The sequence below is a fragment of the Flavobacterium sp. SLB02 genome (assembly GCF_009664855.1).
Taxonomy (GTDB): Bacteria; Bacteroidota; Bacteroidia; order Flavobacteriales; family Flavobacteriaceae; genus Flavobacterium.
The window spans coordinates 5,660,595-5,676,107 of the sequence record NZ_CP045928.1; the positions used below are offsets into that span (position 1 = coordinate 5,660,595).

The 15,513-nt window shown below is 33.5% G+C and carries 15 protein-coding genes; 9 read left to right on the forward strand and 6 right to left on the reverse strand.

Features of this window, described 5'->3' with window-relative positions; genetic code table 11:
* Nucleotides 1–12 precede the first annotated feature (12 nt).
* Together GIY83_RS21480 and GIY83_RS21485 are read left to right on the forward strand one after the other, a co-directional pair.
* The gene (locus GIY83_RS21480) at nucleotides 13–699 is read left to right on the forward strand and encodes a hypothetical protein (protein ID WP_194617365.1); all 687 of its coding nucleotides are present in this window, start codon (nucleotides 13–15) and stop codon (nucleotides 697–699) included.
* Nucleotides 700–727: 28 nt separating this feature from the next.
* A complete protein-coding gene (locus GIY83_RS21485; protein ID WP_194617366.1) occupies nucleotides 728–1,165 on the forward strand; it encodes a GNAT family N-acetyltransferase in 438 nt (145 codons plus the stop codon).
* Between the two features lie 82 nt (nucleotides 1,166–1,247).
* Here the strand turns inward: GIY83_RS21485 and GIY83_RS21490 are convergent, their stop codons facing one another.
* Nucleotides 1,248–1,445, reverse strand: a complete 198-nt coding sequence (locus GIY83_RS21490; RefSeq protein WP_208683387.1) for a hypothetical protein — start codon at nucleotides 1,443–1,445, stop codon at nucleotides 1,248–1,250.
* Nucleotides 1,446–1,734: 289 nt separating this feature from the next.
* Here GIY83_RS21490 and GIY83_RS21495 point away from each other — a divergent pair, with 289 nt between their 5' ends.
* The 3 genes from GIY83_RS21495 (at nucleotide 1,735) to GIY83_RS21505 (ending at nucleotide 3,835) form a co-directional block, all read left to right on the forward strand.
* The gene (locus GIY83_RS21495) at nucleotides 1,735–2,475 is read left to right on the forward strand and encodes a LytTR family DNA-binding domain-containing protein (RefSeq protein WP_194617368.1); all 741 of its coding nucleotides are present in this window, start codon (nucleotides 1,735–1,737) and stop codon (nucleotides 2,473–2,475) included.
* 102 nt (nucleotides 2,476–2,577) lie between these two features.
* Nucleotides 2,578–3,159: a hypothetical protein gene (locus tag GIY83_RS21500; RefSeq protein WP_208683389.1), complete on the forward strand. Its 582-nt coding sequence runs from the start codon at nucleotides 2,578–2,580 to the stop codon at nucleotides 3,157–3,159.
* Between the two features lie 490 nt (nucleotides 3,160–3,649).
* A complete protein-coding gene (locus GIY83_RS21505; RefSeq protein WP_194617370.1) occupies nucleotides 3,650–3,835 on the forward strand; it encodes a hypothetical protein in 186 nt (61 codons plus the stop codon).
* 182 nt (nucleotides 3,836–4,017) lie between these two features.
* Here GIY83_RS21505 and GIY83_RS21510 read toward each other — a convergent pair whose 3' ends face one another.
* Nucleotides 4,018–5,379 carry a hydroxymethylglutaryl-CoA synthase family protein gene (locus GIY83_RS21510; protein WP_194617371.1) on the reverse strand — a complete coding sequence of 454 codons (1,362 nt, stop codon included), beginning with the start codon at nucleotides 5,377–5,379 and terminating at the stop codon, nucleotides 4,018–4,020.
* A 356-nt stretch (nucleotides 5,380–5,735) separates the two neighbouring features.
* On the opposite strand from GIY83_RS21510, the gene GIY83_RS21515 reads away from it, so the two are divergent.
* Genes GIY83_RS21515 through GIY83_RS21525 form a run of 3 tightly spaced genes read left to right on the forward strand, consistent with a single transcriptional unit; the run spans nucleotide 5,736 to nucleotide 9,205 of the window.
* Nucleotides 5,736–6,401 carry a succinate dehydrogenase cytochrome b subunit gene (locus GIY83_RS21515; protein WP_056248540.1) on the forward strand — a complete coding sequence of 222 codons (666 nt, stop codon included), beginning with the start codon at nucleotides 5,736–5,738 and terminating at the stop codon, nucleotides 6,399–6,401.
* 11 nt (nucleotides 6,402–6,412) lie between these two features.
* Nucleotides 6,413–8,413, forward strand: coding sequence for a fumarate reductase/succinate dehydrogenase flavoprotein subunit (locus GIY83_RS21520; protein ID WP_194617372.1), 2,001 nt, complete (start codon nucleotides 6,413–6,415; stop codon nucleotides 8,411–8,413).
* Between the two features lie 45 nt (nucleotides 8,414–8,458).
* A complete protein-coding gene (locus GIY83_RS21525; RefSeq protein ID WP_083692564.1) occupies nucleotides 8,459–9,205 on the forward strand; it encodes a succinate dehydrogenase/fumarate reductase iron-sulfur subunit in 747 nt (248 codons plus the stop codon).
* Between the two features lie 63 nt (nucleotides 9,206–9,268).
* Here the strand turns inward: GIY83_RS21525 and GIY83_RS21530 are convergent, their stop codons facing one another.
* Nucleotides 9,269–11,572: a family 20 glycosylhydrolase gene (locus tag GIY83_RS21530; protein ID WP_208683390.1), complete on the reverse strand. Its 2,304-nt coding sequence runs from the start codon at nucleotides 11,570–11,572 to the stop codon at nucleotides 9,269–9,271.
* 190 nt (nucleotides 11,573–11,762) lie between these two features.
* Between GIY83_RS21530 and GIY83_RS21535 the strand changes: the two genes are divergently transcribed.
* Nucleotides 11,763–12,542: a DeoR/GlpR family DNA-binding transcription regulator gene (locus GIY83_RS21535; protein ID WP_208683392.1), complete on the forward strand. Its 780-nt coding sequence runs from the start codon at nucleotides 11,763–11,765 to the stop codon at nucleotides 12,540–12,542.
* Here GIY83_RS21535 and GIY83_RS21540 read toward each other — a convergent pair.
* From GIY83_RS21540 to GIY83_RS21550, 3 genes are all read right to left on the reverse strand, one after another.
* Complete coding sequence (locus tag GIY83_RS21540; protein ID WP_208683394.1) at nucleotides 12,539–13,609, reverse strand: dipeptidase; 1,071 nt, start codon at nucleotides 13,607–13,609, stop codon at nucleotides 12,539–12,541. The genes GIY83_RS21535 and GIY83_RS21540 overlap by 4 nt on opposite strands.
* Nucleotides 13,610–13,738: 129 nt before the next feature.
* Nucleotides 13,739–14,854 (reverse strand): D-TA family PLP-dependent enzyme, encoded by a 1,116-nt coding sequence (locus GIY83_RS21545; protein ID WP_194617376.1) that lies wholly within the window; start codon nucleotides 14,852–14,854, stop codon nucleotides 13,739–13,741.
* A gap of 4 nt (nucleotides 14,855–14,858) precedes the next feature.
* Complete coding sequence (locus GIY83_RS21550) at nucleotides 14,859–15,506, reverse strand: aldolase (RefSeq protein ID WP_194617377.1); 648 nt, start codon at nucleotides 15,504–15,506, stop codon at nucleotides 14,859–14,861.
* Nucleotides 15,507–15,513: the final 7 nt, after the last annotated feature.

Sequence of the window (15,513 nt, forward strand, 5' to 3'; positions counted from 1 at the left end):
ATTGTGATTATTATGAAATTTAAAGCAGCAGTGTTATTCTTAATCGTTTTACTTCTTGCAGTAAGCTGTAAAGAAGTTCCTGCATCAATAAGATTAAGAATTGAATTTGAAAATAAGTTAAATCAAGATCTTTCTAAGATTTATGGCATTCAGGTATATAAAGATGGAAAAATTTTTAAAAAATTTAGCTCGTTTGAAAAACCATATATTAGAAAAGAAATTACTTTGGACAGTTTGACAAAAGGAATATATAAGTTCGTGTATGAAAACTTAGTTAATCAGACTTTACAGAAAACAATCGAAGTAAAAGATAATAAGGTTTATAATATTTCTATATACCCGGATTATTCTAATTATAAAGATTTAATAAGTAAATCATTTGTTAGGAATTTGGAAGAAAATGAAAAAGTAGAATTTTATTTTGAAAGTATTGGCTGTTTTCACTCGACAAAAGAGAGTTTGATTATCACTAAAAAAGGAAAAGTATATTACGCTGAGAGTAAAGGACAATCTAAAGAGCTAAGTAAAGAACAATTAGATGCAATAATAAAGATGGAATGTGAATTAGAACTTATAAAATATGGAAGCTGTACTACATCAGATCATTATGTTGTCAAAGCCGGGAAGCAAGAAAAAGAATTTTATGATGAGAGCTGTAAATGGAATGGGTGGATAAATATGTCTAAAAAGTTAAATTAATTTAAGATATATATGAAACAATAAAGCGATGAATTCAAAAGTAGAAATTAGAAAAGTTGAGAAGCAAGATTTAAAATTTGTTTACAAAGCAATATGCGAACTCGAAAATGAAGTTTTGGATTTTAAAGTTTTTGAAGCAATTTTCAATGAAAACATTTCAAATCCTAAAAATGTATATTTAATAGCGGAGAATGAAATTGAAGGTTTAGGCTTTATTAGTTTTCATACACAAAACCTCCTTCACCATTGCGGATTGGTAGGTGAAATTCAGGAATTTTTTATTCATGAAAAGTATCGTGGTCAAGGCATTGGTCGTTTGCTGATAAATGAAATTGAAGATTTTGCAGATCTTAATAATTTAAAAAGCATTGAAGTTACAACAAATAAAAAACGTGTAGAAAATGTCGCAAAATACGAAAGCCTCGGTTTTACTTTGAGTCATAATAAGTTTACGATTTATAAGTAGCTTTCCGGTGATAAAAAGAGTGGACATAAAAAAACTGCTATTTTGTGGTAGCAGTTTTAATGAATTAATGATTATGTCATTATCATACTAAATATTCCATACAGATACTATCTGATGCTGTTTTGTATAAATACCAACCGCAGATGTTTCTTCCAATATAAGAAACTTCGTTACCGGCACATATCGGATATGGTACGCATTTTACAGCTCCACCGTTGATTGATTTCAATTCTTCTTTTGATAATTTTTGTAAGTTTGATAAATTTTGTAAATTTTTCATAGGTAATTTATTTTTTGGATTTTCCTACTCTATAAGTTTTTCGGATACGACTGTGATAAAAATACAAATTATTTTTAAATAAATACTTACAAAAAAAACTAGTGATCTAAATTTATTTTTTAAATAGTATGTAAAATCTTCGTTTTAAAAATTGGTTTGTGGTAATTTACTTCTTTTATATTTTTTGGTAATTGTTGATCTTGAAAATAATTGGAAAACTGATGAATCTTGCTTGAAATAAGTTGAATTAAAGTTTAATATTGTAGAGTAATAATCCCTTTAAGAAAAAATGAAACAACTCAATATATCCATAAAACACAATCTGATAGTAGGTTTGCTTATCGCTTTATGGCTTTTTGTTTTTGCATTCATTATAAAACCTTTCGACGATGGAACTATCAATTTTAGAGCTTGGTTTTTAATCAGTTTTGGTTTTAGTGTGATGGCTTTTTTATGTTATTGTCTTTTGACTATTCTTCAAAGAAATCTTTATAAAAGAATATCAAGATGGAATATCAGTTTAGAAATTGCAAGTATTCTTTTGTTTTATTTGATTTATTTCATTGGAGTTTACACTTTTTACAAAAGCTCAATTTTAAAAGGTGGATATAATTTTTCAGAATTCTTTTCTATAATCTTTATCAAAGTCGCTTTAATTTTAACTCCCGTAATTATTCTGGCAAGAAGATATTTAATTAAACTAATTCCTTTACCAGAAGATGTTATAACTTTTAGAGGTGAAAATAGATTAGATGTTTTAAAAATTAAAAAAGAAGATTTGGTTTGTGTTTCAAATGCTCAAAATTATGTTGAGATTTTTTATATCGAAAATGGTAAACTTGTTTCAAAATTGATACGTTCTTCGCTTAAAAAAGTTCAGGAAGATTTTGATTTTTTAATGCAGATACATCGTTCACATTTAATAAATCCTGTGCATTTTAAGTCCTGGAGAAATCAAAATACAATTATTCTAACCCAAATAGAACTTCCTGTTTCTAAGAATTATAAAGAAACTTTATTGGCATTATAATTCCGTACCTAAAACCGATAGTTTTGTACCAAAGTCAATAAAACAGGCTGTTAAGAAAGATCTCGATATTAGTTTTGTTTCATCAATTTAAAAAAAATAATTATGACAACAAAACAGCTTTGCCTTCTCGGATTATTATTTTTCCTGATCAGTTATCTATTCTTTTCAAAAGTTTTACCTGACTTTCAAGTACCAATCGATTTTGCGCATTGGTTTAATTTAATTGGTGCTTGGTTGTTATTATCTTTTAATGATGTATTTCCTAAAAACAAATTAAATATTGTTGCTTCGATTATCGCAGCTTTAGGAGTTATTGCGCATATCGGGCTTTGTACAATCGATTTTATAATGTGGAGTTTTGGTAATAATGAAGTTGCTAAAGAAGCATTAAGTAATCAAATAAGTAATGCGCCTTCAATTTTATATCCGTTTATTATAGTTGGTCCGTCTTTACTTTTTATTGGTTTGGCCATTCATGCCTTGAATTTTTTGAAAACATATACCATAATTGCTACGATGGTTATTGTTGGCGCTGTATCGATAGGTTTTTCTTTTTTTATTTTAAAAAACGGAATTTATATGTTGTTGAGTTGTGTAGTTTTTGTTGTAGGATTGGGATTGTTGCTTTGTAGAAAGGAAACCGAAAGAGGAGATACTAAACAAAAAGAGTTTGGAAAATTGTAGGTTTTATTTTATTTTGTACTTTCGTTCAGCTTGAAAAACAATAATTATACACAAATCGATTGAATAAACATCTAAAATATCTTATCTCACTCTTTCTGGTTTTTGCCATGATTTCGAGTGATGGGGCTTTAGATTCTCAATCAAAGTCGGCAGATTATTATCAATCGTCATTTGTTGTTTTAAGAAGCGAATTAGATTTTGCAAATTCTCGGTTTTATAAATTCGGACAAGCTGTTTCTTCTGAAAAAACAAGATTTTCAATTGTTTTAAATTTTTTAAAAGTTGAAAATGTCTTTACTTTTCAAATTAAGAAATTGCTGAAATTGCAAAATTTGCTTCATCAAAAACTAAGCTCATTTATAAATCAATCTGTTTTTATAAATGAAATAATCACTTCAAAACACTTCGCTAAAAGTTTGTACAGAGCTTAAGAAAATTTATTTCTAAGCACAGATGAAATAATAATGTCTAATCATTTATCATTTTCAAAATGTATAAACAAAATAAAAAATCTCGCTTGCAGCAGTCTAAGCGACCGCTTTTTCATTGGATAAAAAGAAAATTTATAATTGTAATTACAGCCTTTATGTTAGGAATGGCAAACGGAATGAATGCTGAAGATCGTTCAATTAATGGAAGTTTTGTTCAGACAGAACAACAAGATAAAAAGGATTGATTTGATTATTTTCACGAGCAACGTTTTTCAAAGTTTTAAATTTTGATAAAGGTTGTTTAACCCAATCTTGTCATTCTTCGTTCCTCAGAATGACAAACTCTGTGAAAATAAAAACCCGACAGCGATTAAAACTGTCGGGTTTTTTACTTGGAATTTGGAATTTCTTTATTGATATTTAAAATTTAGTCAATCCATTTATAATATCTCGCTCCAATCAAATTAGGGATTTCTTTTTCGATTCGATCTAAAAACCATTCGTTTTTAGGAGTTCTGATGCTTTGTTTTTGTTCTTTTTTATGAAGGCTTTCGTAAGTATTGAAATCAATTTCCGTGCTTTCTGCCAGATTCTCAAAAAGTTTAACTTTAGCTAAAGCCGATTGCCATTCCGCTTGAATTGTTCCTTCAAAAACTTTTGATTTCGATCCGCTTCCGTAAGCCAGGAAACCAAATTTAGTTCCGGCAACTTCCTGTTTGGTATCATAATAATGAGCCAAAGTTGATAACAATCCCATAAAAATAGATCCTGTATAAAGATTTCCTATTAAAGAAGAAGCCAATTCAGCAGGTTGCAATTTCTCGGTTACAAACTTTCTGTACTCATCAGATTTTCCAATTTCTTTAATTTTAGTTTGATAATCTGCCGGATCAATGTTTTCTGTAATAATTTTATCAGCGTGATCTAAAGCATAAATCTCAGATAACATTCTGCGTCCCTGAAAAGAATACGGAAGATGCATGATAATGCTGTTCCAGGTATTGTATAAAGTTTCGGTTTTGTTTTTTAATTTCTTAAACGAAAAGTAAGCAGATCTCGTACGATCCATATAACACTGATTCGAATATTGACCATCAAAAACCGGTTGATCTTTATGAATTTCGATTTCGGCTTCTAAATTATCAAACCATGGATCGTTATTTTCATTTTGAGTAATCGCTTCTTTTGCGATAGTTCTGTAAGGTTTAAAAAAGTCAAAAACCCCTTTTGTGCTTGTTGCCCAATTGTCATCAAAAGCAATAATTTTAGGGTTCGAAGTTACAAGCATTGCCAAAGCTCCCGCGCCTTGTGTATATTCTCCGGTAGACTTTAAATCATATTTGGCAAAATCTGTTGTAACTACAATTGCTTTTTTATTTGGATTTAATTTTACAAAGTCAATACAGTTTTGCAAAGCATCAACACCGCCAATACAAGCAAACGTAAAATCGACAACATCGCATTCTGCCAGAGAATTTTCTCCAAATTTTTGTTCCATTAAGCTAATTAAAAAAGAACTAATAGGTTTAGAACTGTCGATTCCGCTTTCGGTACCAACGTAAATCCGGCTAATTTCGTTTAAGTTTATTTCGTTTTCCATAATAAGTTTTGTCAAAGCGTTTGCTCCAAAAACCACCGCGTCCTGATGAATGTCCGGTAAAGTCATTTTTATTAATCCAAGACCTTTTTCTAATTTTTCGGGTTCAATATTTCTGGCAACAGCCAAAGTTTTTATGGGTAAATGTATGTTGGCTACATCAAAAGAGATAGCGTCAATTCCTGTTTTCATTATTAAATTTTAAGCCGATAAAGGTAAAATTATGTTGTGGAATGACAATTTTTTTAACCTTATAAAATTTAGGTAAGACGTAACTTTTGAAGAAAACAAATTAAAAGTTTACTTAAAATAATAATATGATAAACTTTTATGTATCGATAAGCTCGTTATTATGCTGAAAATTCGGTTAAATGACACTTTTGTTGGTTTTATAATGAAATAATTTGGGATACAGCAATATTCATACGTAAAAATACGTATTACGTAGTCTATTTTAAAATCATTATAAATAACAGCGAAATGGTTGTAGTTCTTTGTTAATTGAGTTATTTTTGTGTAATTTTTTAAAACAAACTACTTAAACAATTATGGCACAATCTGCACTATTGAATGCTTCCATCTTAAAGAAAGTGGCTATGGCCCTTTCGGGAATATTCTTAATCACGTTTTTAGCGCTGCATGTTTCCTTAAATTTTATTTCTATTATTAGTGAAAATGTTTTTAACGAAGCATCTCACTTTATGGGATACAATCCGCTGATTCAATATGTAATGCAACCAGTTTTGGCAATCGGAGTAATCTTCCATTTCGTTATGGGATTCGTATTGACTGCTCAAAATACTGCTGCAAGACCAATTGCGTATGCAAAATACAACGGAGCTGCAAATGCTTCCTGGAGTTCTAGAAATATGATTATTTCTGGATTGGTTATTTTGGCTTTCTTAGGATTGCATTTTTATGATTTCTGGTTTCCGGAGGTTAACTACAAATATATTGCAGGTGCTACGCCAGATGCTACAAGGTATTATGGAGAGTTAGTGCATAAATTTCATGATCCAATTCGTACAGGATTGTATTGTATATCTTTTGTGTTATTAGGTTTTCACCTTTGGCACGGATTCGGTTCATCTCTTCAGTCAATGGGGATGCACAATAAGTATTCAAGATTTTTAAGTAAAGTAGGTTACGGTTTTGCAGTTGTAGTACCGGCACTTTTCGTAATTATCGCATTATTTCATCATTTCAATAATTAATATAAATTATAATGGCATTAGATTCAAAAATTCCACACGGCCCAATATCGGACAAATGGACAGATTATAAAGATCATATTAATTTAGTAAACCCTGCAAACAAACGTAATTTAGATATTATCATTGTTGGTACAGGTTTGGCTGGAGGTTCAGCTGCGGCAACTTTGGCTGAGCAGGGATATAACGTAAAAGCATTTTGTTTTCAGGATTCACCAAGACGTGCGCACTCTATTGCAGCACAAGGTGGTATCAATGCAGCAAAAAATTATAAAGGTGACGGTGACTCAGTTTACAGATTATTTTATGATACTGTAAAAGGAGGTGACTACCGTGCACGTGAGGCAAACGTTCACCGTTTGGCTGAAGTTTCTGCTAATATTATCGACCAGTGTGTGGCTCAAGGGGTGCCATTGGCTCGTGAATATGGTGGATTATTAGATAACCGTTCTTTTGGAGGAACTTTGGTTTCTCGTACTTTTTACGCACAAGGACAAACGGGTCAACAATTATTGTTAGGAGCTTATTCTGCAATGAACCGTCAGATTGGTCGTGGTAAAGTAAAAATGTACAACCGTCACGAAATGCTTGACATTGTAATCGTGAACGGAAAAGCGAGAGGTATTATCGCTCGTAACTTAATCACTGGAGAAATAGAAAGACATTCTGCTCACGCGGTAGTAATTGGTTCTGGAGGATACGGAAACGTATTTTTCTTGTCAACAAATGCTATGGGAAGTAACGCAACAGCAGCTTGGAAAATTCATAAAAAAGGAGCGTTTTTCGCAAATCCTTGTTACACACAAATTCACCCAACTTGTATTCCGGTTTCAGGAGATCACCAGTCAAAACTGACTTTGATGTCTGAGTCGTTACGTAATGACGGGCGTATTTGGGTTCCTGCAAAACAAGAAGATGCTAAAGCGATCCGTGAAGGAAAGAAAAAAGCAACTGATTTAACTGAAGCTGAAAGAGATTATTTCTTAGAAAGAAGATATCCTGCTTTTGGTAACTTAGTACCTCGTGACGTTGCGTCTCGTGCTGCAAAAGAAAGATGTGATGCTGGCTTTGGTGTTAACAAAACAGGAGAAGCTGTTTACTTAGATTTTGCTGCTGCAATTAAACGTTACGGAACAGAAGAAGCTTTCGTAAAAGGTTTAGATGCAAACGATGCGGCTTTGGTAACTAAATTAGGAGCTGAAATCGTGAAAAGTAAATACGGAAACTTATTCCAGATGTATTACAAAATCGTTGACGAAGATCCTTATACAACACCAATGATGATTTACCCTGCGGTTCACTACACAATGGGTGGAACATGGGTTGATTATAACTTAATGACTACAATTCCTGGATGTTTCTCTATTGGAGAATCTAACTTCTCTGATCACGGAGCAAACAGACTTGGAGCTTCTGCCTTGATGCAAGGTTTAGCTGATGGATATTTCGTATTACCTTATACTATTGGAGATTATTTAGCTCCGGACATTAAAATGGGAGAAATTTCTACAGATTTGCCAGAATTCTTAGCAGCAGAAAAAGAAGTAAAAGATCAAATCGACAGATTTATCAATAATAAAGGAACTCATTCTGTAGATTATTTTCATAAGAAATTAGGAAAAATCATGTGGGATAAAGTAGGTATGGCTCGTAATGCTAAAGGTTTGACTGAAGCTATCGAAGAAATTGCTGCTTTACGTGAAGAGTTTTATAAAGATGTAAAAGTTCCTGGAAGCGCTAACGAATTTAATCAGGAATTAGAGAAAGCGACACGTGTTGCCGATTTCTTAGAGTTAGGAGAATTGTTCGCGAAAGATGCATTACACCGTAATGAATCTTGTGGAGGTCACTTCCGTGAAGAATACCAAACAGAAGAAGGAGAAGCACTTCGTGATGACGAAAACTTTGCATACGTTGCAGCTTGGGAATACAAAGGAAAACCAAGCGATGCAGTATTACACAAAGAACCTCTGGTTTACGAAAACATTAAATTAGTTCAAAGAAGCTACAAATAGTATTTAAAAGTTGATATACTTTTTGATACTTAAAACTTATACAAAATGAAACTTACATTAAAAATATGGCGTCAAAAAAACGCCCAAGATAAAGGGGGAATTGTTGATTACCCAATCGACGGAATCGAACCAGATATGTCTTTCCTTGAAATGCTTGATGTTCTTAACGAACAATTGATCAACAAAGGAGAAGAGCCAGTAGCATTTGACCACGATTGTCGTGAAGGAATCTGCGGAATGTGTTCATTATTCATCAACGGAGAAGCGCACGGACCAGACAGAGGAGTAACTACTTGTCAGTTACACATGCGTATGTTTAAAGATGGTGACACGATTTTTATCGAGCCATTTAGAGCAAAAGCTTTCCCGGTAATTAAAGATTTAGTTGTTGACAGAAGTTCTTTTGACAGAATTCAACATGCAGGAGGATTTATCTCGGTAAATACTTCAGGTAATACAATTGATGCAAATACAATTCCGATTAACAAACACGATGCAGATAAATCATTTGATGCTGCAGCTTGTATTGGTTGTGGTGCTTGTGTTGCAACTTGTAAAAACGGATCAGCAATGTTGTTCGTTGGAGCAAAAGTGTCTCAATATGCATTATTACCTCAAGGTAAAGTTGAAGCAGTTGATCGTGTTTTAAACATGGTACACCAAATGGATTTAGAAGGTTTTGGTAACTGTACAAATACAGGTGCTTGTGAAATCGAATGTCCAAAAGGAATTTCACTTGAAAATATCGCGCGTATGAACCGTGAGTATTTATCTGCAAGTTTGAAAGGATAATTTGAATTACTTTTAGTTTTAAATAAAAAAAAGGTTCCGATCGTCGGAACCTTTTTTTATGTCTTATTCGTAATACAATTGCGAAGCACTTATTTCTTGTTTTTCTTTTCCTTCTTGCTGAATGAAACACGTTAAAGTAGTTCCGCCAATCTGATCAAAATAATCAATGTTTATTTTGTGGAAACCTTTTTCGAGTTTTACTGCTCCATACGCTTCGTTGAGCCAATGAATTCCGTCGTTATTCACAACTAATTCATTATCGATAAAAATCTTCGATCCGTCATCTGAAAGCGTCGAAATTGTATAATTTGCCGTTTCAGGAATAAAGATGTATCCATCGAATTTTAAGCCGATATAACGCTCTGTTTTCGTCTTCCATTTTTCACTGCTTATTGCGCCTTCAAAAATGCCTGAATTAACAGGTTTTGCTAAATCTAAATCCTGAACTTGCTGGAATAATGTTCCGATATAATAATCGAATTTCAAACCTTTCTTAGTTGGTTTTATGGTTAAAGCCGATTTTAATTCCGGATTTTTAATCAATATTTTACTAATAGAACTTCGTCTTCCGCTTGGACTAATCTGAACGGTTTTAATGGTTCTGAATTCTCCTTTTGGGATATTTATCGTTACCGGTTTGGTGTAAAGTTCAGCCGTTTCATCTGGATTATATCCATCAATTGTGTAGAAGATTTGTCCGTTTTTGATCGTTGGTTTTAAATCCAAAACATATTTTGAAGTAATAAAAGCTGTTTCATTAGAACCAAAAGGACTCGGAACTTTGTACAATCTTTTTTGTGCTTCCAGTTTTTCTAAATGATATGGAATTTGATTTAAAATAAAATGATTGTAATTTTTATTTTGAGGTTGTGTCCAGGCAATTTCGGACAAAGCAAATACGCGCGGATAAATCATGTAATTTAACTTCGCCGGACTTGTTAAGTATTCAGACCAAAGATTAGATTGCACACCTATAATGTACTTTTGTTCCTCAACGGTTAAACTATCAACAGGCGTTGGATTGTAGTTGTACATTTTTTCAACCGTGGTTAATCTTCCAATTGTTAAAGGCTCTTGCGGAGAATATCCCTGGTTATAATCCAGATATAAAACTTGTTCCGGATTCATGATTACATTATGTTTTTGTCTTGCAGCGCTAATTCCTCCGGCTTCGCCTCGCCATGACATTACAGCCGCATTTGGCGCAAGCCCACCTTCGAGCATTTCGTCCCAGCCTAAAATTTGTTTTCCGTTTGCATTCAGGAATTTTTCGATTCGGGTAGTGAGGTAACTTTGTAATTCGTGTTCGTTTTTCAATCCTAAATCTTTGATTCTCTTTTGACAATTCGGACATTCTTTCCATCTTGTTTTTGGGCATTCGTCTCCACCAATATGAATGTATTTACTTGGAAATAGATCCATCACTTCGGTCAGGACATCTTCTAAAAAAGTAAAAGTTTCTTCTTTTCCTGCGCAGAAAATATCATCAAAAACACCCCAATATTCTATCACTTTATATTGGCGGTCGGGAAAACAAGATAAATTAGGATAAGCGGTAACAGCTGCTGTTGCGTGTCCAGGCATTTCGATTTCGGGAATGATATTCACATAATGTTCTTCTGCAAATTTCACCACGTCTTTAATTTCTTCCTGAGTGTAAAATCCTCCGTAGGGATTTCCGTCAAAAAAATAAGGTGATCTTTCAAATTTATTTCCCACTAAAGTTTGTGCTCTTTTCGAACCTACTTCAGTTAGTTTTGGATATTTTTTTATCTCAATTCTCCATCCCTGATCGTCTGTTAAGTGCCAATGAAAGTTATTTAATTTATAACTAGCCATTTGTGCTATAAAATCTTTTATAACATCAACAGAGAAAAAATGACGGCAAGCATCCAGGTGAAGCCCGCGGTAGTTGTATCTGGGCTCGTCTTCGATGGTCACACAAGGCAATTTTATTTCCTGACTTTTTGGTTTGTTGGGTAAAAGCTGTAATAAACTCTGAACGGCATAAAATAATCCTTCTTCACTTCCGGTAACGGTAATCTTTTTTGGAGTAATAACAATTTTATAAGCTTCTTTTTTTAAAGATTCAGCCGGGTTTTTAGTAATGAATAAAACTTCAATGTTGCTTTTTTTGTTTGAAGTATTCGAGTTTATAGCCGACTCGAAAATTTGAGCGGTTTTAAGTTCTCTTGCGCTGAATTTGTTTTTTTCAAAAGTAAACTTTATCTGTCCGTTTAAACGAATACTATCTCGTGTTGCTTTGTATGAATTGGGAGCAGGAATAATAGTATTGTTTACAAAAGAGGTTTGAGCATTTCCGAAAGAAAAACAAAATATTAAAAAGAGGAATAGGCTTTTTTGCATGGTTGTTTTTTTTGGTTTGTTAAACAAATTTAGGGTTTGTAAATTAGTTTGCATTTTTTTTGCAAAATGATTTTTTGTTTAAATGTCTTTAAAATAGATGAATTAACTTTTTTATTGCATTGTGTTATAATTTGTTTCGCAATAATATTGCATTTATTGTTTACATTTGCTTCAATAAAATTGAATTTGCATGAGTAATGATAATGAAGTGGTTAATTACACTAAGGAAGAACGTAAAAATCTTATTTTAAAGGAGATTAACTTGCATACTCGTGTAAGTTTTGAAACACTTTCTGCAAAATTATTTGTTTCAGAAGATACGGTAAGACGTGATATAAATGAACTTGAATCAGAATCTTTATTGATTAAGGTAAAAGGTGGTGCGATGACAAAAGCCTATCACCATTCTTCGGCTAATAATCAAACTTATGCAGGCGAATCAAAACAAATCATTGCGCAAAAAACCTTAGGTTTACTTCATGACGGAATGGTTTTGTTGATTGGCGGCGGAACTACTATTCGTGAATTCATCCGCTTAATTCCTGATGATTTAAATCTTACTATTTTTACTGTTACCGTTTTATCTGCGGTGGAACTTCTGGACAAACCCAATGTTAAAATTATCATGATTGGCGGCAGTATTTCATCTTACAGCCAAATGTGTGTGAGCGGCGATGTCTATAATCAATTGGCGAATATTAAAGTTGATTTATTAATATTAGGTACCAATGCCTTAGATATCGAAGGTGGTTTCTCAGATTCTGATTGGGAAACCGTTCAGGTAAAAAAAGCGATGATTCAGGCTTCTGAAAAAACCGCTATTTTGACTATTTCTGAAAAACTCGATACGGTTCTAAAAATGAAAATTGCCAACTTATCCGAGGTTAATTATGTGGTTACAGAAGTTGATCCAACCGACGAAAAATTACAGTCGTATAAGAAGGCAGTTCCAAGTTTAGTTTTTATTTAATCCCAATTTTTCATTAAGAAATTGATCCAGTTTTGGTGAAAGATTTTATTTAAATCTTCATCAGAATAGCCGTTGTTTTTAAAGATCAAAACCAATTTTTGCAAATCGGCAATGGTGTCTAAATCATACGGACCTTGTTCTGTACCAAAAGCGCCATCCAAATCTGAACCTACACCAATATGATTGGCATTTCCGGCCAATTGACAAATGTGATCCATGTGTTTGAAAACTGTTTCAAGATTGCAATTGGTACCTTTTGGTGTCGAAACGCCTCTTTCCCAATTTGGAACCAACATCCAGGCATCTAAAGCACCGCCAATAACGGCTCCACGAGAAATTAACGCTTGAATCATTTCATCGCTATATTGACGATTGTGATCCACCAGACTTCTGCAATTGTTATGACTTGCCCAAACTGGCCCTTGATAATGATCTAAAGCTTGCCAAAAAGCATCATCGCATAAATGTGTTGCATCCAGAATAATATTCAAACGCTCCATTTCTTTTAATAAATCAAGACTGTTTTGGTTCATTTTTCCGGTTGCGTCTGTTCCGTTTGCGTAACGTCCGAGTCCGTAATGTGCAGGACCAATCGCGCGCAATCCGTAATTATATGCTTTTTCTAAATACGAAACATCAATAATAGAATCTGCGCCTTCCAAGCTCAAAATATAACCAATTGGTTTTTTATCGTTTGGCGTTCCGTCATTCCATAAATCAATTTGTTTTAGTAATGATTTTTTATCGGTAATTGCTGTGATTTCTCCGGATTCTTCCATCGCTTTGTACCACGCAAGCTGACCTTGTGTTTGTGCCCAGGCTTGTTCAGGAGAATTCCAACCCGGAATAATACTGTCCGGTTTTACAAATCGTGCAATTTGAGTGGCGACAACAATACCAATATTACCGCGTCGTAAATCCGGAAATGAAACCGTTGCGCGTTCGCGATCTGGTTTGTCCGTCATTCCTTTTTCGAGATGACGCAAAGTTGGTACGTCATTTCTTAAATCTCGATTCCATTCCATCGCATTCATGCTCAGGTCTAAATGGGCGTCTATTATAAACATATTATTTTTTTTAAGTCACAAAGGTTCAAAGGCTCAGAGGTTCTCTAGACAAGTGTTATTATGAGGTCTATTCTCTTTCTTCTTCGCTCTATTTTCTATTCTTTTTTCTTTATTCTACTTTTTCTGCTGCTAGATATTAATTTTTCTGCTGCGGGCAACAACCAGCCATTGATCGCAAATTTCATGTTCCGAATTCACAACCTGAACTGAATCGTAAAGGGCGCAAGTTGGACAAACATGATACGGCTGGGAATAAATGGTATCACCAATAGCATACTCGTTATTTCCTCTGTTTTCTATAATTAAATGTTCTTCTGAATGTGCCGTCGGGATTAGGTTTTTATCATTAAGAATAACTAATCTTTTATCGATCGGGTTTTCAGAAGCTACGGCTTTGTATCCTATATCAATACAAAAAGTAGAGCTCGTTGGTTTTGAAATTATGGTTCCAACGATAACCAAAGCCGGTTCAAAATGCTGTTCCGGTAAATGAATCTGGTAATTAGAATCCCAAAAAACAAAAGTTCCGGGACTGCATTCTACGTTTTCCTGAGTTGCATAAAACGGAAAAGTGTTCGATCCGCCGGCGACAATTTTTAATTCGTAACCCACTTTTTTATTAATCGCCTGAATTTCTTCATTTATGCTAAAAAATAAATTTGAAGCGGTATCAAACCGATGTTCTAAATCTCCTTTTAAATGACCGTCGTAAATATGAATTCCTGCAAAATGAATGTTTTTTAATAGAACAATTTCATCGATTAAACCTTTCCAGTTTTTAGAAACCGAAATTCCAGTTCTGTTCATTCCGGTATTTAAATCGAGATAAATGGTAATTTTCAGATTGTTTTTCTCGGCACTTTCATTTAATGCTTTCGCCGAATCTAAATTGTCAATAATAGTCGAAAAAGCAACATTGGGATATTTCTGAATCAAGGCAATCCATCTCTCTTTTTTAGCGCCAACAGGCTGATAGGCGAGAAGTACATCCTGAATTTCATGTATGGCAGCCAATTCAGCTTCAGCAATAGTGGCACATTTTATTTTATTGATGTTGTAGGTTTTGAACAAATCCAAAATCTCACCAATTTTATGCGTCTTGATGTGAGGTCTTAATTTTTGAGTTTCGCCATTTACTGATTCAATCAAACGCTCGATATTTGCCTGAATACGATCTTCGTAAACAGCTAAAAATGGCGTGTCAATGCGGATTTCGGAATTAATTTTCCACCAATTGTTTTGCATAACTTTAGTTTCTGATTTTTTCTACAACTTCAATTAAACTTTGAAAAGCCTGTAATGATTGCTCATAATTTAAATTCAAAAGCATTTCTTTCGAAAATAAATTAGAACCAATTCCCACGCAAACCACTCCGGATTTGAACCATGATTTTAAATTGCTTTCTTCGAGCGTTACGCCTCCGGTTGGCATTATTTTTAAATTAGGAAAAGGTGCTCTAATGGCTTTTACATATCCAGGACCGCCAATTTTATCGGCAGGAAAAAGTTTTACGATTTCGGCTCCTAATTTATTAGCATGAAGAATTTCGTTTAATGTTGCAGCTCCTGGAATCCAGTAAATATTATTTTTAAAACAGTAATTCCCAATTTCTAAATCAGTGTGAGGGCAAACAATGCAATCTGCTCCCAACTGATGAAAAGCTTCAGCATCATCGACACTTAAAATAGAGCCAACGGCTATTTTTACATCTAAATTATTGGCTTTTTTAAAGGCAATCATTTGAGTAAAAACTTCTTTAGCATTATCTGCACGAGCAGCAAACTCGATAATTTTTATGCCAGCATCAGCCGCCGATTGCAATACAATTTGGGCTGTTTCAATATTGATTTGTGTGACTAACGGAAGTACGCCTTGTGCTTTTAAAATGCTGTACATATTCTTT